The 25,214-nt window shown below is 36.4% G+C and carries 26 protein-coding genes, 1 tRNA gene, 1 rRNA gene and 1 other annotated feature; of the genes, 25 read left to right on the top strand and 3 right to left on the bottom strand.

The window, feature by feature from the left end; genetic code table 11:
* The 14 genes from G7Y65_RS05170 (at position 1) to G7Y65_RS05105 (ending at position 11,413) form a co-directional block, all read left to right on the top strand.
* Positions 1-414: a hypothetical protein gene (locus tag G7Y65_RS05170; RefSeq protein WP_147161672.1), complete on the top strand. Its 414-nt coding sequence runs from the start codon at positions 1-3 to the stop codon at positions 412-414.
* Positions 415-418: 4 nt separating this feature from the next.
* Complete coding sequence (locus tag G7Y65_RS05165) at positions 419-685, top strand: hypothetical protein (protein WP_141926467.1); 267 nt, start codon at positions 419-421, stop codon at positions 683-685.
* The gene (locus tag G7Y65_RS05160; RefSeq protein WP_147161673.1) at positions 675-998 is read left to right on the top strand and encodes a phage holin, LLH family; all 324 of its coding nucleotides are present in this window, start codon (positions 675-677) and stop codon (positions 996-998) included. The genes G7Y65_RS05165 and G7Y65_RS05160 overlap by 11 nt, the downstream gene beginning before the upstream one ends.
* Positions 991-1,998 carry a GH25 family lysozyme gene (locus tag G7Y65_RS05155; RefSeq protein ID WP_165314694.1) on the top strand — a complete coding sequence of 336 codons (1,008 nt, stop codon included), beginning with the start codon at positions 991-993 and terminating at the stop codon, positions 1,996-1,998. The genes G7Y65_RS05160 and G7Y65_RS05155 overlap by 8 nt, the downstream gene beginning before the upstream one ends.
* A 187-nt stretch (positions 1,999-2,185) precedes the next feature.
* The gene (locus G7Y65_RS05150; protein ID WP_042493123.1) at positions 2,186-2,656 is read left to right on the top strand and encodes a transcriptional regulator, SarA/Rot family; all 471 of its coding nucleotides are present in this window, start codon (positions 2,186-2,188) and stop codon (positions 2,654-2,656) included.
* On the top strand, positions 2,649-3,992 hold the full coding sequence (locus G7Y65_RS05145) for a dihydrolipoyl dehydrogenase family protein (RefSeq protein ID WP_147161675.1): 1,344 nt from the start codon (positions 2,649-2,651) through the stop codon (positions 3,990-3,992). Before G7Y65_RS05150 ends, G7Y65_RS05145 begins: the two co-directional genes overlap by 8 nt.
* Positions 3,993-4,002: 10 nt before the next feature.
* A complete protein-coding gene (locus tag G7Y65_RS05140; protein ID WP_147161676.1) occupies positions 4,003-4,938 on the top strand; it encodes an NADP-dependent oxidoreductase in 936 nt (311 codons plus the stop codon).
* 33 nt (positions 4,939-4,971) lie between these two features.
* On the top strand, positions 4,972-5,328 hold the full coding sequence (locus G7Y65_RS05135; protein WP_147161677.1) for a DUF1304 domain-containing protein: 357 nt from the start codon (positions 4,972-4,974) through the stop codon (positions 5,326-5,328).
* 645 nt (positions 5,329-5,973) lie between these two features.
* The gene (locus G7Y65_RS05130; RefSeq protein WP_137600514.1) at positions 5,974-7,515 is read left to right on the top strand and encodes a Ppx/GppA phosphatase family protein; all 1,542 of its coding nucleotides are present in this window, start codon (positions 5,974-5,976) and stop codon (positions 7,513-7,515) included.
* Positions 7,512-9,659 (top strand): RNA degradosome polyphosphate kinase, encoded by a 2,148-nt coding sequence (locus tag G7Y65_RS05125; RefSeq protein WP_042493113.1) that lies wholly within the window; start codon positions 7,512-7,514, stop codon positions 9,657-9,659. The genes G7Y65_RS05130 and G7Y65_RS05125 overlap by 4 nt, the downstream gene beginning before the upstream one ends.
* A 24-nt stretch (positions 9,660-9,683) precedes the next feature.
* Positions 9,684-10,628 (top strand): Ppx/GppA family phosphatase, encoded by a 945-nt coding sequence (locus G7Y65_RS05120; protein ID WP_150189949.1) that lies wholly within the window; start codon positions 9,684-9,686, stop codon positions 10,626-10,628.
* Positions 10,629-10,831: 203 nt separating this feature from the next.
* Positions 10,832-10,948: ribosomal RNA gene (rrf, locus tag G7Y65_RS05115) — 5S ribosomal RNA — on the top strand.
* Positions 10,949-10,955: 7 nt separating this feature from the next.
* Positions 10,956-11,028, top strand: a tRNA-Asn gene (locus G7Y65_RS05110).
* Between the two features lie 58 nt (positions 11,029-11,086).
* The gene (locus G7Y65_RS05105) at positions 11,087-11,413 is read left to right on the top strand and encodes a hypothetical protein (protein WP_052348413.1); all 327 of its coding nucleotides are present in this window, start codon (positions 11,087-11,089) and stop codon (positions 11,411-11,413) included.
* A 65-nt stretch (positions 11,414-11,478) separates the two neighbouring features.
* On the opposite strand, the gene G7Y65_RS05100 is transcribed toward G7Y65_RS05105, so the two are convergent.
* On the bottom strand, positions 11,479-12,354 hold the full coding sequence (locus tag G7Y65_RS05100) for a LysR family transcriptional regulator (protein WP_042493109.1): 876 nt from the start codon (positions 12,352-12,354) through the stop codon (positions 11,479-11,481).
* Between the two features lie 105 nt (positions 12,355-12,459).
* Between G7Y65_RS05100 and G7Y65_RS05095 the strand changes: the two genes are divergently transcribed.
* The gene (locus tag G7Y65_RS05095) at positions 12,460-14,091 is read left to right on the top strand and encodes a malolactic enzyme (protein ID WP_042493108.1); all 1,632 of its coding nucleotides are present in this window, start codon (positions 12,460-12,462) and stop codon (positions 14,089-14,091) included.
* 3 nt (positions 14,092-14,094) lie between these two features.
* Positions 14,095-15,051 (top strand): AEC family transporter, encoded by a 957-nt coding sequence (locus G7Y65_RS05090; RefSeq protein WP_165314693.1) that lies wholly within the window; start codon positions 14,095-14,097, stop codon positions 15,049-15,051.
* Positions 15,052-15,160: 109 nt separating this feature from the next.
* Here the strand turns inward: G7Y65_RS05090 and G7Y65_RS05085 are convergent, their stop codons facing one another.
* Positions 15,161-15,514, bottom strand: a complete 354-nt coding sequence (locus G7Y65_RS05085; protein ID WP_042493105.1) for an iron-sulfur cluster biosynthesis family protein — start codon at positions 15,512-15,514, stop codon at positions 15,161-15,163.
* A 199-nt stretch (positions 15,515-15,713) separates the two neighbouring features.
* Here G7Y65_RS05085 and G7Y65_RS05080 point away from each other — a divergent pair, with 199 nt between their 5' ends.
* Together G7Y65_RS05080 and G7Y65_RS05075 are read left to right on the top strand one after the other, a co-directional pair.
* Positions 15,714-15,965, top strand: coding sequence for a GlsB/YeaQ/YmgE family stress response membrane protein (locus G7Y65_RS05080; RefSeq protein WP_042493103.1), 252 nt, complete (start codon positions 15,714-15,716; stop codon positions 15,963-15,965).
* 15 nt (positions 15,966-15,980) lie between these two features.
* Complete coding sequence (locus G7Y65_RS05075) at positions 15,981-16,637, top strand: hypothetical protein (protein WP_042493102.1); 657 nt, start codon at positions 15,981-15,983, stop codon at positions 16,635-16,637.
* Between the two features lie 59 nt (positions 16,638-16,696).
* Here the strand turns inward: G7Y65_RS05075 and G7Y65_RS05070 are convergent, their stop codons facing one another.
* On the bottom strand, positions 16,697-17,539 hold the full coding sequence (locus tag G7Y65_RS05070; RefSeq protein WP_042493101.1) for a MurR/RpiR family transcriptional regulator: 843 nt from the start codon (positions 17,537-17,539) through the stop codon (positions 16,697-16,699).
* 153 nt (positions 17,540-17,692) lie between these two features.
* On the opposite strand from G7Y65_RS05070, the gene gnd reads away from it, so the two are divergent.
* From gnd to msrC, 7 genes are all read left to right on the top strand, one after another.
* Positions 17,693-18,601, top strand: coding sequence for a phosphogluconate dehydrogenase (NAD(+)-dependent, decarboxylating) (gnd, locus tag G7Y65_RS05065; protein WP_165314692.1), 909 nt, complete (start codon positions 17,693-17,695; stop codon positions 18,599-18,601).
* Positions 18,602-18,727: 126 nt separating this feature from the next.
* A complete protein-coding gene (locus tag G7Y65_RS05060) occupies positions 18,728-19,417 on the top strand; it encodes an FGGY family carbohydrate kinase (protein WP_042493096.1) in 690 nt (229 codons plus the stop codon).
* 604 nt (positions 19,418-20,021) lie between these two features.
* Positions 20,022-21,281 (top strand): tyrosine--tRNA ligase, encoded by a 1,260-nt coding sequence (gene tyrS / locus G7Y65_RS05055; RefSeq protein ID WP_042493094.1) that lies wholly within the window; start codon positions 20,022-20,024, stop codon positions 21,279-21,281.
* A gap of 130 nt (positions 21,282-21,411) precedes the next feature.
* Complete coding sequence (locus tag G7Y65_RS05050) at positions 21,412-22,446, top strand: branched-chain amino acid aminotransferase (protein WP_165314691.1); 1,035 nt, start codon at positions 21,412-21,414, stop codon at positions 22,444-22,446.
* Positions 22,447-22,833: 387 nt separating this feature from the next.
* Complete coding sequence (locus G7Y65_RS05045; RefSeq protein ID WP_165314690.1) at positions 22,834-23,934, top strand: PTS sugar transporter subunit IIC; 1,101 nt, start codon at positions 22,834-22,836, stop codon at positions 23,932-23,934.
* Positions 23,935-24,045: 111 nt separating this feature from the next.
* Positions 24,046-24,381, top strand: a complete 336-nt coding sequence (locus G7Y65_RS05040) for a thioredoxin family protein (protein WP_042493086.1) — start codon at positions 24,046-24,048, stop codon at positions 24,379-24,381.
* Positions 24,382-24,452: 71 nt separating this feature from the next.
* Positions 24,453-24,688 (top strand) — a binding site (T-box leader).
* A 51-nt stretch (positions 24,689-24,739) separates the two neighbouring features.
* A complete protein-coding gene (gene msrC / locus G7Y65_RS05035; protein ID WP_042493085.1) occupies positions 24,740-25,210 on the top strand; it encodes a free L-methionine (R)-S-oxide reductase MsrC in 471 nt (156 codons plus the stop codon).
* Positions 25,211-25,214 lie beyond the last annotated feature (4 nt).

Genomic DNA, 25,214 nt, shown 5'->3' with positions numbered 1-25,214 from the left:
ATGAAAGGAACATTTAATTTGATGATTAAACATATTATAAAAAATAGATTCTGGATAATAACCGGTGCTGAGCTGATAACCGTTGCGTTTATGTTTAGTATCGGTTTTTCTGTATTGAATGTCCATATTCCAGCATCATTTCAATTGGTGGCGCAACCTAGCTTTCGTTTAATAGTTATAGCAATTGGTGTAGCAATGATTGTGCAATCAATTTGGGACATCACTTGGTACTATATTCGGGAAATAACACGATTAGCTGCAGCAGGCGTCGTGGGTATGATGATGAGTGCATTTTTGTTGAGTGATCTGAACACACTTCACATTACATTGGTTCCGCTTGGTTTGATGTTTCTATTAGTCAGAATACTGATTGATTTGTTGACTGACAATACATTGTTTAAAGTACGGAGGTAGGTTAATGAGTCAAGCTACTTGGACAGCTTTATTGGGCTTTCTTTCCGCCTCAGTTGCTGGAGTGTTGGGTATTTGGAAAATGAATGTCGCTAAAACTGTCTCAGCTGATAAAGATTTTATTACGATGTATAACGAATTGATGAAATCAAACAATAAGCTGATTGAACAAAATGCTGAACTAACAGCAGAATTGCAAAAAGCACATGCATCTATTGAAAAATTGACGCAACGCATTAAAGAATTGGAGGATAAGTTAGAAAATGAACATTAATCATATTAGTGAATGGGTGTTAGCTCTTTGGAGCACGGGAGTATTAACGGCAGTTGCACACGCAGCAAGCCGTTTTTTTGTTGCCCATACGAAAAATAAAAATTTGTTACTATTGAACGAGTGGGCAATGCAGGCGGTGCAATATGCAGAAACACATTTACAAGGATCAGCAGAAAAGAAACAATCTGCTTTGAATTTCTTAACTAACAAACTGAATACTAATAAGCTAGGATTAAAATTTGATAGTAAGCAATTGGATGCAGTAATTGAATTGGCAGTTTCAACATTACATGGAGGTAAGACTAATGACTAAATTTGAATTTAATGATGTGGCAAATTATCAACCCGATACATTGTCTTACTTCCAAGGATTGAAAGCTAAGGGCTCTGGTGCAGCAATTGTCAAAATTACACAGGGGACAGGCTACATTAACCCTAAAGCAACTAGCCAAGTTAATCACGCTGATCAAGCAGGACTAAAAACTGCCGGTTATCATTATGCTATGTTCGGTGGCAATGTAGCTAACGCTCATGCTGAAGCTAAGTATTTCCTTACACAAGCAAAGGCACGACTAGCTAAGGGCTCAATCTTAGCATTAGATTATGAAGATGCTGCCACAACCGGTACCAATAAGAATGCCAATGCCAATGCAATTATTGCTTTTATGCAAGACGTTAAGAATGCTGGCTTTATTCCATGGTTCTACACTGGTAAGTACTTCATTAATGAACATGTTAACCATGCTGCCGTTAATAAAGCATTTCCTAATGTAACTTGGATAGCTGGTTATCCTGGAACGTCATATCCAGATTTTAACTACTTCCCATCAGTAGACGGGGTGATTGCTTGGCAATACACTAACAATTGGAAGTCATTAGGACTGGACGGTTCAACATTGCTTCTTGATTGGTCAGAAAAAACTGTTCAGGCGCAAGCGACTACAAAACCAGGTGCTAAGCCAACTGTGAACCAGCCCGATCAGGTCTTACATGTTGGTGAGCATTTCAAGGGTCGTCCTGCATATCGAGTAGATGCCATGAAATATGTCAATGGTATGTGGCAGGTTGTTAACTATGAACTTGCTGGCGGTAAGGATATCAATTGGATCACTAATGGACTAGGCGTTGCATCAGTCGATAAGGTCGACAAGAATGGTAAGAAAACTGCTAGTCAAAAATTGGCAGTTGGCGATTACTTCCGACTACATTCTGATCGGATTGAAGTACTTGGTGTTGATAAGAACGGAATTGCATTTGGAACACGTTATGGCAACGTGTGGGAGGATGCAGAAACACTAACTGAAGTTAAATAAAATCAAGCCCACTAGGTTATTCTGAAAGAATGACTTAGTGGGCTTTTTTTTATAAGAAGATATTAAATATCAGTATTTTTAGAAGAAATCAGATAAGCATTTTAAATAATTATAAGAACGGTTTGTTACAAAGTTGATATTGACGATTATGTCGTGTACGATATAACTATCAGAAAGGAGATCATATATGTCTAATAAAGATACACTGTATGATGAATTATGTTTGTCTGTATATACTACAAATCGTTATTTTCATCATTTATATGGAGAGGTTCTAGGAGATTATGACTTGTCTTACTTGCAGTATATGTCATTGCTTATCGTCTATAAAAATAAATCTGCTAAGTTAATGGATGTCGGTAAAGCATTAGATCTATCAAGTAATACACTTACACCAGTAATTGATAGATTGGTTAGTAAAAAATGGCTTATCAAGGTACCTAGTGAAGTGGATCGACGTGTAAAATATTTAAAAATATCAGAATCAAAGCGTTTAGTTTTTGAACAAATATTATTGAATATTGCAATTATACGAGATGAATTGATTGCAACTAGTACCAAACCAGTATCTACAATTATTTCTGAAAATAAAGTTTTAAACGAGACATTACAGAAAATGATTTTAGCTCGTAAACGGGAGGATCAATTAAATGGATAACTATGATGTAATATTTATTGGGAGTGGTCATGCAGCATGGCACGGAGCACAAACCTTATCAAGAGCTGGTAAAAGAGTTGCCTTGGTAGAAGAAAATAAAGTTGCTGGTACTTGTACCAACTTTGGATGTAACGCTAAAATCTTGCTAGATGGTCCAGCAGAATTAATCCATCATTTGCATCACTATCATGGAATAGGAATTGATGAAACACCAAATATTATTTGGCCAGAATTAATGGCATACAAACATAAGGTAATTGATCCGTTGTCCGAAGGCCTTGCACATATGCTTTCAGTAGATGGTATTGATATTATTTCAGGACATGCCAAATTTACGGATGTAAAAACATTGATGGTAAATGATATAACATACCAAGCAGATAAATTTGTTATTGCTACAGGACAAAAACCTGCAAAATTACCTATTCCTGGTAATGAATTATTACATGATAGTACTGATTTTTTGGAATTATCAGAAATGCCACATTCAATTGTGTTTATCGGTGCAGGGTATATTGCAATGGAATTTGCATCAATTGCTCGTGCTGCCGGTAGTGAGGTGACTATAGTTGAATATAGTGATCATGCACTTTCTGGTTTTGATAGTGAATATTCGCAAGAAGTTGTGAGAGATATGATTAATAGGGGTATTAAATTTGACTTTAATCAACGTGTTTCTCAAGTAATTTCGACAGAAAATAATCAGTACATTCTTGAAACAGCTCAAGGAAAAAAGTACACGACTGAATACGTGATGGATACAACTGGACGTATACCTAATATTGAAAATCTTGGATTAGATGCTGCTAACGTTGAATATAACAATCATGGTGTCGTTGTTAACGACTATCTACAAACGTCTAATGTAAATATTTATGCTAGTGGCGACGTTATAGATAAATTAATACCGCGCCTTACACCAACTGCAACGTTTGAATCAAACTACATTGCTAGAATTTTATTAGGAGATTCTAATCCTATAAAATATCCTGTTGTGCCATCGGTTGCGTTTACCCTGCCGCGATTAGCTCAAGTTGGTGTCACAGTTGGTATGGCAAAAAATGACCAACAATTAAAGATATACGAAATACCATATGGTAAACTTATGCGTTTTCAGACTTTGAATGATGAAAATGCCAAGATAAAAATTATTCTCAATAAAGACAAAAGATTAGTAGGTGCTTCGATAATTGGCGATTTCGCGCCAGAGATCATTAATGATCTTGTTCAGGTAATAAATCATCAATACACTTCTGAAGATATTCAAAATCAAATTTTTGCCTTTCCGACACATTCTGGTATCTTGTTGCCTATGATTGCCCAGTATTTAGCTTAGGAGAATAATAATGAAAGCAGCTATTATTAAAGAATATGGTGATGTAACTCAACTTGAGGTTACTGATATAGATAAGCCTATCCTAAAAGAAGATGAGGTGTTAGTAAAAAATTTTGCTAGTAGTATAAATCCGATTGATTATAAAGCTCGTCAAGGTTTACTTCAATCAATGTTTAAATGGCAATTTCCAGTAGTATTAGGTTGGGACTTAGCTGGAAAAATTGTTGCTTTGGGAGATAAAGTACAAGGCTTTAAAATTGGAGATGAGGTATTTGCTCGGCCAGATATAGATCCTATTGGTACGAACGGATCTTATGCAGAATATACGGCTGTAAAAGAGGATAAACTAGCGTTGAAGCCTGAAAATATTAGTTTCGAAGAATCAGCTGCAGTTCCTCTGGCAGGCTTAACAGCTTTACAAATGTTAAGACAACTCAATTTAGAAGCTGGTCAAAAAATACTTATCCAGGGTGGTGCAGGTGGCGTAGGTATCTTTGCAATCCAATTAGCAAAAATATTTGGCGCTTTTGTTGCTACTACTGCTAGTGAAAATAACACTGAATTTGTGAAGTCGTTAGGTGCGGATTTAGTAATAGACTATCATGAAAATACAATCACTGAAGTACTATCTGATTATGATGCTGTTTTAGACACGGTTAATGATATAGAGGGTGGTATTAGTATTCTTAAAACTGGTGGAAGTTTTGTAACGATTTCCGGTGCGTTGACTGAAGAACAAAAAGAGATGTCAGATAAGCATATAATGACTGGCTGGTTACAGCCAAATGGTGAAGACCTTAGTTTCTTAGGCAAACAAATTAGAAATAATAATTTGAAAATTGTGATTGATAGCACATATCCGCTTACAACTGAGGGAATACAATCTGCCCAAAAGCGTAGTGAAACACATCATGCTCGTGGAAAAGTTATTGTTAAGATAAAATGATGCATGTAATTTCTGTCACAGGAGAAAAAATTTATGATTGAAACTATTTTGATAGCTATTGTGAGCATTGAGGCAATAGGTATTATGATTTTAGAAATGTTTGGATCGCCTAAACAACAAGCAAATGCATTTGAATTAGATGAATCTTTTGTTAAAATGCCTGAAGTTAAAACTTTATTAGCCAATCAAGGAATATATAATGGCCTTTTTGGTGCATTAATTATTGGTACACTCGTATTTTTGAAAGGGTCGCAGCAAACAACAATGTTGGAATTAGAAATGTTGTTTGTGGTTCTAGTAGCGATTTATGGTAGTCTAACAGCTGCTAAAAAAATACTCATCATACAAGGATTACCTGCTTTTTTAGCTTTTATGGTTTTAATCTTCTAATCTGAATTAGATAAAATTAAAGCTAGTGCAACTAGTATCATGAAATTCAGCACTAGTTATGAAACGTGGCAAAGTGTAACAGTTATTAACTGAAGTTAAATAAAATCAAGCCCACTGAGCTATGCTAAATTGCATAACTTGGTGGGCTTTTTTGTGTTGTGAATGAATCTTTAAATTTGTAGCATTTTTTGTAGCACTGATAAAAACAATTAATAGTAATTATTATCTATTTATATAGTAGAAAACTGTTAAAAAAAGAAAAATATAGTGTACTATTTTTTACAATTTATTATATTTTGCCCCCAGTCGGCATGCGATGACTCTTACAACCTCTTGATATCAAAGGTTGTAAGAGTATTTTTTTGTTTTGTAGCACATATATTATTAATATATGTTAAAAATAATAATAAATCATATAAAGCGTCACCTGACAAATAACGGTCAGATGGCGCTTTTTTAATGTACTTTCAAACGGGTTAAAAAGCGGTTTATCATAAAAATGATAACAAGAACACATCTCTATTATTCATTTTGATTTCATAATTAATAATAGTAGTAAATAAGTTTTGATAGATTTAAGTAGGAAAATTAAGGTATACTAACTATGAAAATGAAAGAATAATGATAAATTGGGGAGATTTTTATATGACTCAAAAATACTTTGGGGTGATGACGGTTAACATTACAGGGGTGGAATTAGTGATTGTTAACTTAAAAACGCATAAATCTCTAGAAAAAGTAGATAAAGAAATTAATTTGGGTGATGATGTTTATCGTAATCGTCCAGTACAATTTACGTCAGTAAATAAAATAGTTGAAGCATTAACAGGCTTTATTCAAATATTACGAGATTATGATATCGAAAATTATCAATTATGGGGTAGTCAAGGACTATCACAGGCAATCAATGCTGACTTTATTGCAGATCAATTTTATCTACATACAGGTCTTGAGATTAATTGGTTATCAATAAGTGATGAGGCTTATTATCGTAATCAAAATATTGCATTAGAATTTGCAAAAAAGCAATCAAGTGCGACTGGTATTGTATACCTTATAGGTATTACATCTGGTAATACGTCAATTACACGTTTTGATAATGGTAACTTTATAACATCGACTAATTTTTCGTTAGGACCAGTTAAAATTGCGGAAGATCTAGATAGTTTAAGACGTTCAGCACCGAATTCTATTGGTGTTTTGAGTGATTATATTGATAGTAAGCTAAAGGATTTTGATCGTGATGGACAAATAACGTTATTACCAGATAATCAAGAAACCCAAGTTATGTTATTAGGCACGTCGTCACTAAAAAAAATAGTTGCAGAATATACAAAGAATAGTAATGACGGTTCATTAGACATTGATACTTTTCGTGATTTATTAGACACGCTTGTTGATGCGTCAGATCAATATTTAATGGAACAACTCATGATTAATGAATCTGTTATACCATTAGTATTACCCGAATTATTATTAATCGACCGAATTGTACAACTAACTAATGCAAAGACATTACGCTTCTCAGATTCTAGCGTTATTGATGGGGTTGTTAATAATGAAGAAGTAGCATTAGGCTTTTCTAAACATGATTTCAGTAACCAGACGATTAAAATGTCAATGAATCTTGCTAATCATTATAATGTTGAGCCAATCCATCGGGATATTGTGACAAAATTTGCACTGCATTTATTTAATCAATTAAAACCATTACACAGGTTGGGAAAACGGGAAGCTGTCTTATTAGAAGTGGCATCGATTTTGCATGATGTTGGCAATTATATTAGTGTACATTCGCATTATATTCATTCTGAGTATATTATTCGCCATTCTGATATTATTGGGCTATCACAGGAAGAAAAAGAAATTGTGGCTGCTATTGCTAAATATCATAGTGTGACAACGCCTAGCGCGGATTTAAGTCATTTTAATCAAATTTCAACTGAAAATCGGCGTTTAATTTCAAAATTAGCAGCTATTTTACGATTAGCAGATGCATTAGATGATGATCGGCAACAAAAAATTAAAAAGATTTCAGTGTCAATTAAAAATCATCATGTTATTATTTCCGCCTATAGTAATGATAGTTTAGCTTATGAAAATTGGATTTTTAATTCAAAAAGTCAGTTTTTTCAAGAGACATACGGACTAAAACCAATACTTAAGCAAAAGGGGGTTAAGCCATGACAAAAATAGATTATACAGATTCGAGTCTTTATACTAATCGTGAATTAAGTTGGTTAGATTTTAATGATCGCGTGCTTGAAGAGGCACGACAAAAGAATAATCCCTTATTGGAACGGTTAAAATTTTTGGGTATTACACAAAGTAATATGGATGAATTTGTTATGGTACGGGTGGCATCGTTAGCTAAATTGATTGCTGTTGAGTGGAATGGACACGATGCATCTGGTTTAACGCCAACACAGCAATTAAAGGCGGTAAACGATAAAGCGCATGAACAATTGACTAAGCAGTATGTCACACTTAACCGCATTTTATTACCAGCAATTAAACAAGTGGGCATTAATTTATTACGTGTGCCAAATTTAACACATGAGCAATTTCAATTTATTAAAGACTACTTTCATGATGAATTATACCCGGTGCTAACACCAATGGCTGATGATAGTTCACGGCCGTTTCCGTTTATTAGTAATGATACGATTAACTTTTCCCTACGATTGACTAAAAAAGGCTCAGATAAGTCATTATATGCCACATTGCAGGTCCCTAAAATTTTCTCACGTGTTATTAAACTACCCGGTGGCGAAAATGACTTTATATTGCTAGAAGACATTATTGAACGATTTGTGTCGCAATTGTTTATTAATTATGAAATTCAAGAGGTTGCAGTTTTTAGAGTTATTCGTGATATGGATCTAGATGTTGCAGAAGAAGATACGTCAGATTTATTAAAAGAAGTTCAACAGCAATTGAAATTACGTGCTCATGGTAAAGTTATTCGCTTAGAAGTTACCTCAACTATTAGTAAAAAATTACGTAAACGTTTAGTTCGTGAACTCAAAACAGAAGAAGATTCGGTTTATGAAGTTAATGGTCCAATTGATTTAAATTTCTTGGGACAATTAGCTAGTCGCGTAACGGGGCATGACGAATTAAAATATGAACCATTCCAACCCTACCAGAATGAGGCATTAACAGCGAACTATAATATTTTTGATACAATTAAGCAACATGACCAATTAATGCATCACCCGTATGATAAGTTTGATTCAGTTGTAGAATTTATTCGGCAAGCCTCTATTGATGAGGGTGTTTTGGCAATTAAAATGACATTATATCGGGTATCAGGACACTCGCCAATTATTAAATACTTGGGGAGAGCTGCCCAAAATGGTAAACAAGTTACTGTGTTAGTTGAAGTGAAGGCACGATTTGATGAAGAGAATAATGTTCATTGGGCACGTGAACTTGAACAAATGGGGTGTCATGTTATTTATGGGCTAGTTGGACTTAAGACACATTCGAAATTATCGTTAGTGGTGCGGCGCGAAGAGAGTGGTATTCGTCGCTATATTCATTTAGGAACAGGGAATTACAACGATAGTACTGCTCATTTTTATACTGATATCGGCTTGTTAACGGCAAATAATAATATTGGAATTGATGTAACAAATATCTTTAATATGCTATCAGGATATTCTAAACCACCTTATTTCCATAAATTACACATTTCGCCCAACGGTATTCGTGAGTTTATGATTAACCGACTAGATCAAGCAATTAATTATGCAAAAGAGAATCGGCCTGTTCGAGTACGGATGAAGATGAATTCTTTATCTGATCAAGAGATGATTGCTAAAATGTATGAAGCATCACATGCAGGGGTAACAATTGATTTGATTATTCGTGGTATTTGTTGTTTAAAGCCTGGTATTGAAGGGATTAGTGATAATATCACAGTGCATTCAATTGTTGGCCGCTTTTTAGAGCATAGTCGTATATATATTTTTGATTTTGATGGTGAACAACAAGTTTATCTAGCCTCAGCCGATTTAATGACAAGAAATTTAAATCGTCGAGTTGAACAAATGTTTCCCATTGAAAAGCCGACGCTATTAAAGCGCGTATTAGATATTTATCAAATCATGTGGGATGATAACGTAAAAACTAGAGTCTTAGGTGCAGATGGTATATATCAACGTGTAGATCGTCGAGGTCGTGCGTCATTAGATGCTCAAGATTTTTTTGCAACACAAGCAACGCAATTAACCATTGCAAATAAAGAAAAAATGCAGCAAAATAATCCAAATCAGTTTCAACTAATGATGAGTCCGGAAAATCAACATGAACCATTTAGTGACTAAGTAAAGAAAGTAGAGAAAAACATTATGGAAAATTTTGTTGTGATTGATTTAGGGTCAAATTCGGTCAGAATGACGGTTACCAAGATTAATGATGATGGTACTTATGAAACCGTGACACAGATGAAAGAATTTGTGCGACTTTCTGAAAATATGGGGCCTGATAAAATCCTACAACCTGAAGCGATTAAGCGGACTTTTGCAGCGTTAGAGTCATTTAAAGAGGTTTATGAGAAATTAGAGAATGTTGTCATTAAAGCAGTGGCAACTGCTGCCGTGCGACAAGCATCGAATCAAAAATCCTTTTTAAAAAAGGTGAAAATGGCATTTGGCATTGATTTAGAAGTTATTTCAGGGACCCAAGAAGCCTATTATGACTATATTGGGGTTACTGAGACGTTGCCAGTAACGAATGCAATATTGATTGACACTGGTGGTGCAAGTATTGAAATTGTACTTGTTCAAAATGGGAAGCTTGCTAATTTAATTAGTATACCGATTGGTTCAGTGACAATTTCTTCTGAATTTGATTTAAGTAACCATATTGAAGCTTCCGAGTTATTTAAGGCAGTTATTAGTATGAACGATATTTATCAAAATATTTGGTGGTTAAAAAATGGGATGAATTTACCAATTATTGGATTAGGTGGTAGCAATCGTACACTGGCTAAAATTAATCGACGTCGTGATCAATTATTTAATATGGAAGATATTCACGGTTACAAAATTAAAGGGACACAGGCGAATAAGACCTTTGAGGATATTATTGGGTTAGATTGTGAAGGCCGTAAGGAAGTGCCTGGAATTAGTCGAGATCGTGCTGACATTATCGTTGGTGGGTTAATACCGATTGTATTATTAATGAATACTTTAGATTCTGAAAAAATTACATTTTCTACTAGTGGTTTACGTGTGGGTATTTTATATGAACATTTACATGATATACTGCGGGCAAATGTGGAAGGTGAATAAAAATACATGTTAAAAGTTTGTGGGTCTGACAGTTTTGTTAGGTTTGCAAGCTTTTTTTAATAGGGTAATTTATTTGTCGTGTTATTTATTAATAGCGCAATGAATCGCATAGTTGTGACATATTATATTAAAAGGTATTGACAGGGACTTAATTTAGAGATAATATAGTTAACCGTAGGTGATATACTTATATAGATATAACGTGTCGTGATGATGGCACTGAGGTCACACCTGTTCCCATACCGAACACAGAAGTTAAGCTCAGTAACGCCAAAAGTAGTTGGAGGATCGCCTCCTGCGAGGATAGGACGTCGCGATGCATATCATTCCGAATTAGCTCAGTTGGTAGAGCACACGACTGTTAATCGTGCTGTCGTCGGTTCGAGCCCGACATTCGGAGTCTGATAGCCATTCCATTGTGAATGGCTTTTTTTGTATCTAAACGGAGGTGGGATAGAATGAAATTAACGATGGAAGAACAAATCAAACAATTAACGGTAGCGTTAGAGCAAGCTCGAAAAGAAGCAGAAAAATGGCAAACAGGTGCTGAAATTTATGAAGCACAAGCAACTGAATTACAGGAAACCATGCAATTAATGGCGCAAGAAATTGAAAAATTGCGTCATGAAAACGAGGTACTTCGTCAAAAACAGGTTCAGGTGCAGACCATGATCCCAGTTAAGCAACAGCGAGTGGTAGCTGATCAAGAGTTAGCCCATTATCGTATTATTGAAGATGCGTTAATTAGTAAAATTCAACAATTAGAACAACAACTAAGAAAATAAAAATGTTATAGACAGTTTTCAAAAGCCACTGCGTTTTATACGCAGTGGCTTTTTTGTGGCGATATTTATTGAAAGGCACTTTTAATAATTTCGCTAACTTTAATTTGATCTTGTGTCATGTAGTGCTGTTTTCTAAATGCCATATAGACATGGAAATTAGGTTGGGGTTGATCAATTAGACCAATTTTTTTTAAACCGATTTCGTCTTTTTGCATCGCTAATTCTGTTAGAAATGCTAAACCAATACCTTCGCGAACTAAGTTTTTCATAGCTGTAACGTTATTGCTTTGATAAATAATATGAGGTTGAACACCTGATTGATTAGAAAGTGTTTTAAAAGCTTTTGGATGAACGAATTGCTCGTCCAAAGAGATGAAGGCATCATTGGCAAAATCGGCGAAAGAGGCGAAGTTTCGTGGGTCATTGGCCTTGGCAACGATAATAAATGGAAAGCTAGCTAATTCAACAACTTCTAAGTCAGTTAAATCAAAATTTTCGGTAGCACCTATCAGTGCAATATCGATATTACCTTGACGTAAGAGTGTTAATAATTTGGAACTACCGACTTCTTCAGTCTCAATTAACTGCAAAACATTAGCTTTCAGTAGCTTTTTTGCGACCTTTGAAAATAAATATGTCTCAATAATGGGAGGCAATCCTAAATGAATTTTATGACGATTTAAGCGTTGAATTTCTTTGGTGGCAGTTGACCATTCAACCTGTATATGGCGAGCACTTTGTAATAAAATGGCACCTGCTTCAGTTAAATTAACTTCTTTATGCGCTTGATTTCGTGTGAATAATGTTGCGCCAACTTCTTGCTCTAATCGCTTTATGGCATAAGTAATAGTCGGTTGAGTCACATGAAATTGTTCAGCAACTAATGTGTAGTTTTTATGGACAGCTAAACTCTCAAAATAAGCCAAATCTTTTAAATGCATGCTATTCACCTAATATAAATATTTTTTATGTAAACGGTCGCTTTTGACTATACCAGTTTTAAAAGTTTATTATACGCTATTGTACTTAATAGGAGGTAATTTGAGATGAAAAATGGAATGCAAATTTTGCAAGATCCTTTTAGCAATAAAGGAACTGCCTTTACAATGGCAGAACGTGAAGAACTGGGCTTAGTTGGTTTGTTGCCAACTAAAATTCAATCATTAGGTGAGCAAGTTGCACAAGCTTACGAACAATATAATACTAAAGTTAGTGATATTGAAAAACGCCTATTTTTGAGCCAAATTTTTAATGAAAACCGTACTTTATTTTATGCAGTATTAGGTGCACATTTGACTGAAATGATGCCAATTGTCTATTCACCAACTGTTGGTGAAACAATCGAACACTATTCAGAGCTATTTGTGAATCCACAAGAAGTTTCTTTTTTGGATATTCACCATCCAGAAAATATCGCTGATAGTTTGAAGAATGCTGCTAATGGTCGTGATATTGATATGATCGTTATCACAGATGGTGAAGGTATTTTAGGTATTGGTGACTGGGGTGTACAAGGAGCTGACATTGTTGTTGGTAAGTTGATGGTTTACACAGCAGCTGCTGGTATTGACCCACGCCGCGTTTTGCCAGTTGTTTTAGATGCTGGCACAAATCGTGAGTCACTTTTGGAAAATGATGGTTACCTTGGTAATCGTCATGAACGTGTTCGTGGTGATGAATACTTTAACTTTATCGATCAATTGGTTGATGAAGCTGATCAAATTTTCCCAAACTTTTACTTGCACTTTGAAGATTTCGGTCGTTCAACAGCAACAAAATTGTTAACACGTTACCAAGACCGTTTGGCTACGTTTAACGATGACATCCAAGGTACTGGAATTGTTGTAACAGCGGCAGTATTGAGCGCATTAAAGATTACTGGTGAGAAATTAACTGATCAAACTTATATTACATATGGTGCTGGTTCAGCTGGTGTTGGTATCGCTAATCGTGTGTTGCAAGAATTTATTAATGCTGGTTTGACAGCAGAAGAGGCTCGTAAGCACTTTTACTTAGTTGATCGTCAAGGTTTGCTATTTGATGATGATGAGAATTTAACGCCAGAACAACGTCCATTTGCTCGTTCACGTGATGAATTTGATAATGACACTGATTTAACAACTTTAGAAGCAACTGTTAAGGCTGTACACCCAACGATTTTAGTTGGAACATCTGGTCAAGCAGGTCACTTTACTGAAGAAATTGTTCGTGAGATGGCTGCTCATGCAGAGCGTCCAATTATCTTGCCATTATCAAACCCAACTAAGTTACACGAAGCAATTCCAGAAGATGTCATTAATTGGTCTGAAGGTCGTGCGTTGGTAGCAACTGGTATGCCATTTGAACCGGTTAATTATGATGGTGTTGCGTACCACATTGGACAAGCTAACAATGCCGTTGTTTATCCTGGTATTGGGCTAGGTGTGATTGCAAGTAAGGCAAACTTATTGACTGAAAATATGCTGTCAGCTTCAGCTACAGCTTTGGGTGAATTGGTTGATACTAGCAAGGTTGGTAGTGCTATTTTGCCATCATTTGAGAAGCTATCTGAAATTTCAACGGCAGTGGCGACAGCTGTTGCACAAGCCGCTATTGATGATGGTGTTGCACAACAACAAGGGGATGCTAAGACGTTGGTAGAAAAATACCAATGGCACCCAGTTTATGGAGAGGACTAAATCATGGATGCAATAGTAACCTCATTAAGCAGCATCGTTAAAATTATTTTTGTTGTGTTAATTGGTATTTATTTACGTAAAAAGGACCATTTCCACGATACTTTTAAAAAAGATTTGGAATTTTTAATTGTTAATGTTGCCTTGCCAATTTCTGTTTTTGTGGGTATTCAAGAAAATTTGACGCGTAAATTACTTGGATCATTTGGTATGAGCGTGTTGTTTGTCGCAGCAGCATTCTTTATTCTTTATGTTTTAAGCTTCATTGCTAATAAAGTATTTAATATTCGTGTGGGTCGTCGTGGTATTATCACGAATACTTTTACCAATGATAATGTTATCTTTATTGGTTTGCCATTAGCATTAGCTATTTTTGGTACTAAGGCAATGCCATTTTATTTGGTTTATTACTTAGTTAATACAATTTCAACATGGGCAATTGGTATTTTCTTTATTCAAAATGATACGACTGAGAAAAATGAAAAATCATCATTTAATTGGAAGAAGCTTGTGCCAGCACCAGTGCTTGGTTTTGTGATTGGTATTATTTGGTTATTGATTGGTTTACCATTGCCAGAAGTTGCAGGTTCAAGTTTGAACATGGTGGGTGGATTAGTAACACCACTTGCTTTGCTATACTTGGGTATCATTATTGCAGATGCCGGTTTGAGTTCACTAAAGATTGAACGTGATACCATTATTGCTTTAATTGCGCGTTTTGTTATTGGTCCAGCAGTTATGTTTATGATGTTGAAGTTTATTCAACAAACACCATTTGCATTATCTGGTTTAGGTGTAAAAGTTATTTTCCTAATGTCGGGTATGCCAGCTTTGACAGCAATGGCATTACTTGTTGGTCAAGCTAAAGGTGATACAAAGTTTGCAAGTAACGTTATTACAATTTCAACTTTGCTATTTATTATTTTAGTGCCTGCTTACTTGGCAATCGCAAACTTAATCTAAGTGTTAAAAATAACGATTTAAATAAAAATAAGCATTTTCTAATATAAAAAACAGGCAGTTATCGATATATCGGTAACTGCCTGTTTTTGATTTATGATAGCAAATATAACTATGCTGTTGTTTGTAAATTACGTAAAGTCACGCTAGGATCTAAAATACCAGCATCGCTAGATAAACTATAGCGTAGGTAACGATCAACATCTAATTTTAAATTGGGTTCTAATTGGCTAGTTGTGTAGTCTTTGATGTAGACCGGACCAAAGTCACTGTCAATTGTTTCATTAAAATCAGCTGATAAATCATCAGTTTGGCAAAGTACAAGATTAAAAGCCACATCAAATGTGCATGTTGCAGAATCAGAAAATGGACCGACACCATCATCTAAATCTAAAGCGATAGTTGTGTTTGGTGTGATAAGTTTTGAAATACGCTCTTTAGCAGCGTCTGTAAATGTTAAGTACATAATAATCCCCTTTTAAGGATATTGTAACAGTAACATTAAATATTTAAAAGTAAATTGACACGTCAATAAATGTATTCTTACTAAGGTAAAAGTCATAATATTTTATATATATAAGAAAATTGTGTATACTTATCGTAGTGTTGTATGTGATAACATTGTGTATGATTATCATCGGTTTATATAGAGAAGGAGATTTATTATGTTTCATTTGATTTGGGTATTAATTATCGGTGCTGTTATTGGTGCTATTGCGGGTGCTGTTACTAAGAATGGTGGCTCAATGGGTTGGATCGCAAATATTGTAGCTGGACTAATTGGATCATGGTTAGGTGAAAAGGTCCTTGGTTCTTGGGGACCTCACGTTGCTGATATGGCAATTATCCCATCAATTATTGGTGCCGTTATCATTGTAATCATTGTTTCTTGGCTATTAGGTCGTGCAAAGAAATAATTAGAGGAGTGGGTTGTGGTTAAACAAGGTCATTATGCTGGCGTTCAGTCTAACAAAAAAAGGCGTTCAATACGTCAACGTCAGACAAAGCCAGTTGCAAATAAAATTACTAGACAAGATGTTAGTGAGTTTATACAAGGGCGTTATGTTTTAACGCAGCGTGGTACGTCAGATCTGGTTGATGAAACAATGCAACGTTTTTTATCAACATGGCTATTGCAAGCAACATCAGCAGATTCAGATGTTTGGGATATGAAAATAATTACCCAACAGACCTTCACGCATATTGCTAACCAAGTACCTTGGCAATTTTATGCGGTTATTGTGAAACAGTGGGATAAATTAAGCCATTTTTTGATTAAAGAAGTACCTGCTGTGCCAGTCGCAACGCCAATAAAATTAATGCAACAAGTGTTTGATATAAAGCTTTTAATCAGTCAACAATTGGCTATTAATTGGTATCTAACGCGTTTTAATACTGAAAGTCAGCTAGCAACGATTAAAACAACAGATATTTCACAATTAGTGAAATCATTTGTCGCAGCTGATGAAATAGTTTGGCAAAATGTTGCTGTTGTTTATTCAACAATCCCATTCAAGATTAAAACAGATGATGTAACAACAAAAAAATGGTTAGTTAAGCTAAATAGTTTACAACCTGAACAAGTTTAAAAAAATCCTGCTAGTTATTAGATTGATTGATGTCTAAGATTAGCAGGATTTTTAAATTTTTATTCACGACTAGCTTCAATTGTTCGACGCGTCTTTTCAACGACAGCCTGTGTTTTATCACCTAATTGTACGCCAATTAAGGTGAATAAACTGTCAATGATAGCAATTTGAGCTACTAGTGAAGACATAGATTCGCTACGAATATTAACTTCTTCAGCGACGCTTGCTAGAGTGACTGAGGCAAGTTTAGCTAATTCGGACTTGGGGTAAGCAGTGATTGCAATAATTTTGACGTGATTGTCTTTTAGACGTCGGGCAATGTTTAACGTATTGTGGTTACGACCAGAATGTGAAATAACAATAGCAACATCTTGACTTGTCATATGCACGGTTTGCATTAATTGCACATCATAGTCAGGGTGTTGTTCGATGTGTAACGGGGTACGTAAAAGCTTATGATAAGCATCTAAGGCAACAATAGCTGAACCACCAACGCCAAAAATACCGATGGTTTGTGCGTTCAGTAACCAATTTGTTGCGGTTGACCATGATTCTGGTTTAATTAAATTAACTGTTGCATCAAGGGCATTTTGGGCGCCACTAAACACTTTTTGGACGATACTATTTTGATCATCGGTTGCATCAATTTCCCCAAAGAAACTACTTTGCGTGACAGATGAACTAGCTAAGCTCAATGAAAACTCACGAAACGAATTAAAACCAACTCGTTTAACAAAACGTGAAATCGTTGCAGTTGAAACGCCAATGGCATTAGCTAACTCTTGAATCGTTAATGAACGAATTTCGGTAGGATTATCTAAAATGAATGTTGCTATCTTACGATCAGAACCAGTAAGGTGTTCAAACAAAGATCTGATTCGAGCGAAACCTGATTGTGACATATTTTCTCCTTAATAATTTCAATTAATATACAGATGATAAAAATTAAAACAACCCATGAAAACATTTTACAACAAAATACTTGCATTGTGAAAAAGTTTTGCATTATAATAATAATGTAACAAAAACACACATAGAAAAAAGGGGTATTAAACATGAAGTTCGCAATGATCGGTCTTGGTAAGATGGGCTTGAACTTGGTAAAAAATGCCGTTGATAATGGTCATGAAGTAGTTGCTTATGATTTGAGTGCAGATTCTGTTAAAGAAGCTGACGAATATTCACAAGCTGTTACTGGGGTTACTGACTTAGACGACATGTTGGCAGCATTGCCATCACCAAAAGTTGTTTGGGTAATGGTTCCAGCTGGAAAGCCAACTAACTCAACCATTGATACTTTGATTGAGAAGATGGAAGCCGGAGATATCATTATTGATGGTGGAAACTCAAACTACAAGGATAACTTGGAACAAAACAAGCGCACCACTGCTGCCGGTATTAAGTTCTTTGATGCTGGTACTTCTGGTGGTATGTCAGGTGCTCGTAATGGTGGAAACTTCATGGTTGGTGGAGATGATGCCCAAGCATGGAAAGTTATCGAACCATTGTTTGTATCTATTGCTGAAGAAGATGGATACCTATACACTGGTAAGCTAGGTTCAGGTCACTACTTGAAGATGGTTCACAACGGTATCGAATACGGTATGATGCAATCAATCGCTGAAGGTTTCGAAGTTTTGGAAGCCTCACAATACGATTACGATTACGAAGCCGTTGCTAAGCTATGGAACCACGGTTCAGTTATCCGTTCATGGTTGATGGAATTGGCTGAAGATCAATTCTCAAAGGATCCTAAGCTAGACAAGATTTCTGGTGTTATGCACTCATCTGGTGAAGGTAAGTGGACTATTGAAGAGTCATTGGACTTGCAAGTCCCAGCACCTGTTATTGCTTTGTCATTGATGATGCGTTACCGTTCACTACAAGAAGATACGTTTACTGGTAAGGTTGTTTCAGCTTTGCGTAACGGCTTTGGTGGACACGCTATGAATGCTGCTAAGTAATGATTGCTTGGTAAAACCCATAAAATATTTTGATTGTGAAAGTGAAGCTGGGGTAGAATTATGCTGCCTCAGCTTTTTTTGTACATCTGTCGTATAATGATAAAAGATGCAGTTAGAGGAGTTATTATGAAATATACATTACTTATCGATGTCACACTGTTGGCAGTCAATACGACACTGATTGATGAAAATGAAGTATCATCACAACAAACTTTTGCATATTCACAAACGACTAAAAATGTGATTGCAGAACAGATTATGACGACAGTGATTACTGCGATAAAGCAAGTACAAACGGTCTTAAATGAGAGTGATTGTATTGAAACAATCACATTTACGGAAATGACCGTAGATAGCTTAATCCCTTTTAATGAACAGAAAAAATCATTAATGCCGGTAAAGTATGGTTATGAAACGCAAAAGTATATCGATGCACTGGTGATGAACGGTGTTATTGGTCAATTAGAACGAAAAACAGGATTAATATTCCAAGAAGTTACGCCACTCATGCAAATTCTCTGGTTGAAAAATGAACAGCCAGCTATATTTACTGATGCAACGCAATATATGAATGTTCAAAGTTATATAATGTACCGGTTATTTGATTTGTATGTTACATCGCCAGCTGCTGCAGGGCGAACGGGTTTTTATAATTTAACAACGCAAACATGGGATGCCCAAGCACTTGCGTTAAGCGGACTTAAAGAACAAATGTTACCGCAAGTAATTGATTTTCAAACACGTAGCTTTATTTTAATGCCGGAAATGTGTACTTACCTAGGGATTGATGAGGATACGATATTTCACGTGAATTAAAATATGATATAATAAATACTGTTATCGGGGATGCAGTTGGTCAAGGGGTGATGTCCTAGGACCGCCTTTTCGGAGGGTGCAATTCCCTGCTGTCCGATAATGGTTTTGTTGAGGTTGTGAAGGAACCTCAGCGAAGCGGAAGGAGTTCTAAGACGGGATTCTTAGAACAAAGGGGATTGTTAATGGGGTGGTGCCCGTTAACATGATATGGTGAAAAAGTATAAGTGGTACGTGGTGGTCCACTTATACACGGAGAGGCCTGCGCTCATTTAGTGAGAGAGGCCTCTTTTTTTGTTATTATACAAAATGTAATCATCTATGCTATAATCGTTTTATCATGTATGATATCAAGTAGGAAGATGAGTGGACAGATAAGCGAATTAGTGGTCGGTGTAAACTAATCAAACTCATTAACGAATTACAATCATAAAAGCGCATGAACGGGCGTCTCACGTTACGAGAGATAAGTGGTCACAAATTGTGGCAATTTAGGTGGTACCGCGTTTAACTGCGCCCTAATCAAGAACGATGTCTTGGTTAGGGTGCTTTTTATTTATTGTGAGAAGTCAAAAAAATAATGACTAATAATTTGGAGGCAAAGTAAATGGCAGTAGATATATTAAATGAACTAGCTTGGCGTGATGCAATTAACCAAGTTACTGACGAAGAAGGTTTACGGGAATTAACACAAAAAGAATCAATTGGCTTATATGCTGGGATTGATCCAACCGGTGATTCAATGCATATCGGACATTTGATTCCTTTTATGATTTTGAAGCGATTCCAATTAGTTGGGCACAAACCAGTAATTGTTGTTGGTGGTGGAACAGGTTCAATTGGTGATCCTTCGGGTAAGAAATCTGAACGCCAGTTACTATCACAAGAAGACGTTGCAAGCAACGTTGAAAAAATTCGTGCACAAATGGCTAAGTTGTTTGGTGAAAATGGTTTCACTATTGTTAACAACTATGACTGGTTGGGTAAAATGTCCTTGTTGGGGATGTTACGTGATTACGGTAAGTTGTTTTCAATCAACACAATGTTAGCTAAAGATGTCGTTGCTTCACGTCTAGAAGCAGGTATTTCATTTACCGAGTTTACATATCAAATTCTACAAGCTATTGATTTTTATGAACTATACCAACGTGAACATGTACGTCTACAAATTGGTGGTTCTGATCAATGGGGAAACATCACAAATGGTGTTGATTTAATTCATAAATTAATCGCAAGTGATGCACCAGCTTTTGGATTAACAGTGCCTTTGTTGTTGAAATCAGATGGAACAAAATTTGGTAAGACTGAAGGTGGTGCAGTTTGGCTAGATCCAGAAAAGACCACACCATTTGAATTCTACCAATTCTGGTTGAACACAGCTGATGCCGATGTTGAAAAAATGCTAAAGTTCTTTACGTTCTTAACGCAGGATGAAATTGCTGATTTAGTTGCTGATTTGTCTAAAAATGCATCAGCTCGTAATGCACAACGTCGTTTAGCACAAGAAGTCACCACTTTCGTGCATGGTGAAGAAGCCATGCATACAGCTGAAGTCATGACAAATGTTTTGTTTGGCAATGCTGATGTTGCGACATTAACAACTGAAGAAGTTGCTGTTTTGGCTGGTAATGTACCAACGTTTACAATTGATAATACTGAAATTGGCCTATTAGACTTGGTTGTCGCTGCTGGTTTTGAAAAGTCAAAGACGGCGGCTCGTCGTTCGGTTAAGGACGGTGCTGTGCGTGTGAATGGTGTACAAATTAAGGATGAAGATGCCGTTATTAATCCTGCTGATAAGTACGATGGTAAATATGTTATTGTAAAACGCGGTAAGAAGAAGTGGGCTGTAGCAGTCGTTAAATAAGTAGGTGAAGGTCTAGGCATGATTCGAAGTGTTTAGATCTTTTCTTTTTGTCGTAAAATAAAAGCTTGACAATAATCTCATTGTATTCTAATAATTGATTAGAAATTTATGAACTTGGGGGAATTATAAGATGGCAAAAACAAAAGTATCTGATTTAGATTGGCAAAATTTGGAATTCGTTTACCATGATTTACCATATCGATATCGTGCAGAATACCATAATGGTAAGTGGGAAGCTGGTAAACTAGTCACAGATAGTCATTTAGAAATGAGTGAGGCTGCAGTTGGGCTTCATTATGGGCAACAAATTTTTGAAGGGTTAAAGGCTTACCGTCGTCAAGATGGCGGTGTTAATATTTTCCGGCCAGATCGTAATGCTGCACGTATGGCACGTTCAGCAGAACGGTTATTGATGGCAAGCTATCCAGAAGATTTATTTGTTGAGGCCATTAAAGAAGTGGTAAAGGCTAATCAAGAGTTTGTCCCCCCTTATGAGTCAGGGGCGACCTTGTATATTCGACCATTGCTAATTGCAGCGACACCAGACATTGGTGTACATCCTGGTAATGATTATATTTTCAATATTTTTGTGACGCCAGTTGGTGCATATTATCCAGGTGGATTAGCACCGACAGCTTATGTTACAAGTGATTTTGATCGTGCTGCGCATGGCGGAACTGGTCAAGCCAAGGTCGGTGGAAACTATGCTGCGTCAATGTTACCAGGCGAACAAGCACACCAAGCTGGTTATTCTGATGTGGTTTATTTGGATCCACGCTTACATGAAAACATTGAAGAATTAGGTTCAGCGAATTTCTTTGGTATCACTAAAGATAATCGTTTCTTAACGCCGAAGTCACCATCTATTTTGCCATCAGTTACGAAGTATTCGTTACTAGAACTGGCTGTTGAAATGGGCTTGCAGCCAGAAGAAACCACAATTAGTATCTATGATTTAGATAAGTTTTCAGAAGCCGGTGCCATGGGAACTGCAGCTGTTATTTCACCAGTTGGTTCGATTACGCACCAAGGTAATAAACATGTGTTTTATTCTGAAACTGAAGTTGGTCCCAAGACGCAGGCTTTGTATGATCGTTTAGTTGCGATTCAATATGGGGATGAAAAAGGGCCAGAAGGTTGGGCAGTTGATGTGCCATTAGATTAAGTATCCGAAAATAGGATTAAGTGTAAGCAACCGACGATGTGTGGGTTGCTTTTTTAATTATTAACTGACAACTATTTTTATTAAAAATAAATTAGAGAAAAGTGTTGACATTCAAATTTTTAGGTTCATAATAATAAACATCAAATAAAAAACGGAGAAACAAAATGATGACAAAGACAGTAATGAACAACACAAATAACGGCTTATTACTCGGCTTAATTTTAGACTTGATTATTATCAACTAAAAGGTCGAGCAATTTGTGTCGGCCTACAAAAAGGGCCGACTAGTTCATCACTGGAATGTTATATTCGTGAACCGCTAGTTAGGAACAGACTAACTAGCGGTTTTTTTGTATCTTCAGGGTTATACGGAGAAGGGGTAAAATTATGGAGCAGGCACAAACACAGACACAGGCACAAGAAAAAAAGCTAACAGCGAAAGATTATGTTTTTTTAGTTTCACAAGGTGTTTCAAATACAGTTTTGGTATTTTTGGGAATTGGCTTGTTGGTTAATACGGTGGGAACAACGATTCACTGGGATGCATTGGTGCAAGTTGGTAATATTGCCCAAAAATTGTTAGCGCCTGCTTTGGGGATGGCAATTGCTGTGATGATGCGCACATCAACTTTGGTGATTGGTGGTACAATGATTGCATCAACAGTTGGTGCCAATAGTGTTTATTTCACGTCAGGTGCAGTAGCGAACACAATAACAGCCACTGGTTGGCAAGCAGCACAAGATGCTGGGTCACAAATTATGACGGCCGGTCAGCCTGTTTCAGCTGTGCTGGCAGGTGTGATTGCTGCAATGTTGGGAAAGTGGATGACCGGTAAGACGCCATTGGATATGGTGTTGGTCCCATTTGCTGTGACAATGGTGGGTTCAATTGCTGGTCTAGGATTGGCATCTGTCACAACACCTGCCCTTAATTGGGTAAGTGGTGCGCTTGGGCATACAATGCAAGTTAATCCAGTCTTGGGTGCTTTAGTTGTTTCACTTTCGTGGTTTGTCTTTTTGATGACACCTGCTTCTTCTGCAGCACTGGCGATTGCAGTCCAACTAGATCCGATGTCTTCAGGGGCAGCTTTGATTGGTACAACAGTTGCTTTCGTTTCATTTACTGCAATGTCTTATAACCAAAATACAATTGGTGGCAATATTGCCCAAGGTTTGGTGACACCGAAAGTCCAATTTGCAAACTTGTTGAAACGACCTATTTTAGCCGTAGGACCAGCAGTTATTGCAATGATTACAGCAGTTATTGCAGTTGTCGGCTTTGATTTTAAAGTTCCCTATGCTCTTGCTGGATTGGGATTGAATTCACTGATTGCACCACTATGGTTGGCGGCACATGATATGCGTGGTTTGGTATTGCTAATTGTATTTGGCATTGTTATACCGGCTGGGTTGGCATGGGGTTACTACCGTTTCTTGAAGGTGATCGGCCAAACAAAGATGCAAGATTTGCGCTTGCAAGAGGTTTAATACGTTCACTTGCCAAATATTTTGTAATCGTGCATACTCAAAAGAGGTTAATTTGACTAATGACGGGTTAACTATTATACTTACAATAAATAAGTGAAAGAGGGCACGGACATGGAATTCTACCAACCAGAATTAAATGATGATGACGTTATTCGTCAAGAAATCGCTAAGCCCGGTAAGCAAGTAATGTTCTTACAAGCTGACTGGTGTGGTGATTGCAAGGCAATTAAGCCATTTGTTAAGGATATTAAAGCAAGCGTGACTGCAGCTGGCGTTAACTGGTTTGATGCTGATCGTGATGCTAATTTAGCTATTGCACAAGAACAAGGATTGATGGGTATTCCAGCATTTGTTTTGTTTGAAGATGGCAAGCAAATTGATCACATCGGTAATGGTGAACGCTTAACACCAATTCAAGTTATGGATTGGATTGCACAAAACGTTTAAATGAAATAATTTCTCATTTAATGATTGACAATTATCTTTGGACTTCGTATGATATGGTCAATTATATTTTTAGAAATTCGATGATGAGAAGAGTAATGTTACCGAGCCAATCTAGAAAGCACTTGGTTGATGGAAAAGTGTTTGGCAGGAACTTGAAGATGAACTCGGAGAATGATAATTCGTGCAAGCGATTATCACGGTGAATACCGTTATCAACTACAGTTTATGCATAAATGCACTAACATCAGAGGCTTATTTAATGCGAAATAAGTGAATTTGGGTGGTAACACGATACATCGTCCCTTATAGGAACTATTAGTTCTTATAAGGGACTTTTTTATATTTGGAGGAAAATTAAATGGCAGAACAAGTAACCCCACTATTATCACAATTATTAACTTCATGGATTTCTGGCGAAGAATCAGAAGAGTTGCCATTAGCTAATCTATCAAATGCTGCGGCTATTTTATTTGAAAACTTAGCAGATGTTAATTGGGCAGGTTTCTATTTGTATAACCCAACGAAAGATGAACTAATCTTAGGACCATTTTTAGGAAAACCTGCTGTTGTTCGCATCAAACCTGGTTCAGGTGTTGTTGGACAAGGTTATAATAGTCAAGAATCAATTATCGTCGCTGATGTGCACCAACATCCAGGGCACATTGCTTGTGACTCTGCTTCAAATGCTGAAATTGTTATTCCGTTGACACGTGCTAATGGTGAAAAATTAGGTGTGATTGATATTGATTCAACGCGCACAAATCGTTTTACAGACCAAGATAAGGCGGATTTGGAACACTTTGCCCAAACTTTGTTAGCTTATATTTAATAAA

Source organism: Weissella sagaensis (genome assembly GCF_010306265.1).
GTDB lineage: Bacteria > Bacillota > Bacilli > Lactobacillales > Lactobacillaceae > Weissella > Weissella sagaensis.
The sequence above is the reverse complement of the archived record's forward strand: the minus strand, read 5'-3'. Positions and strand labels throughout refer to the sequence as shown.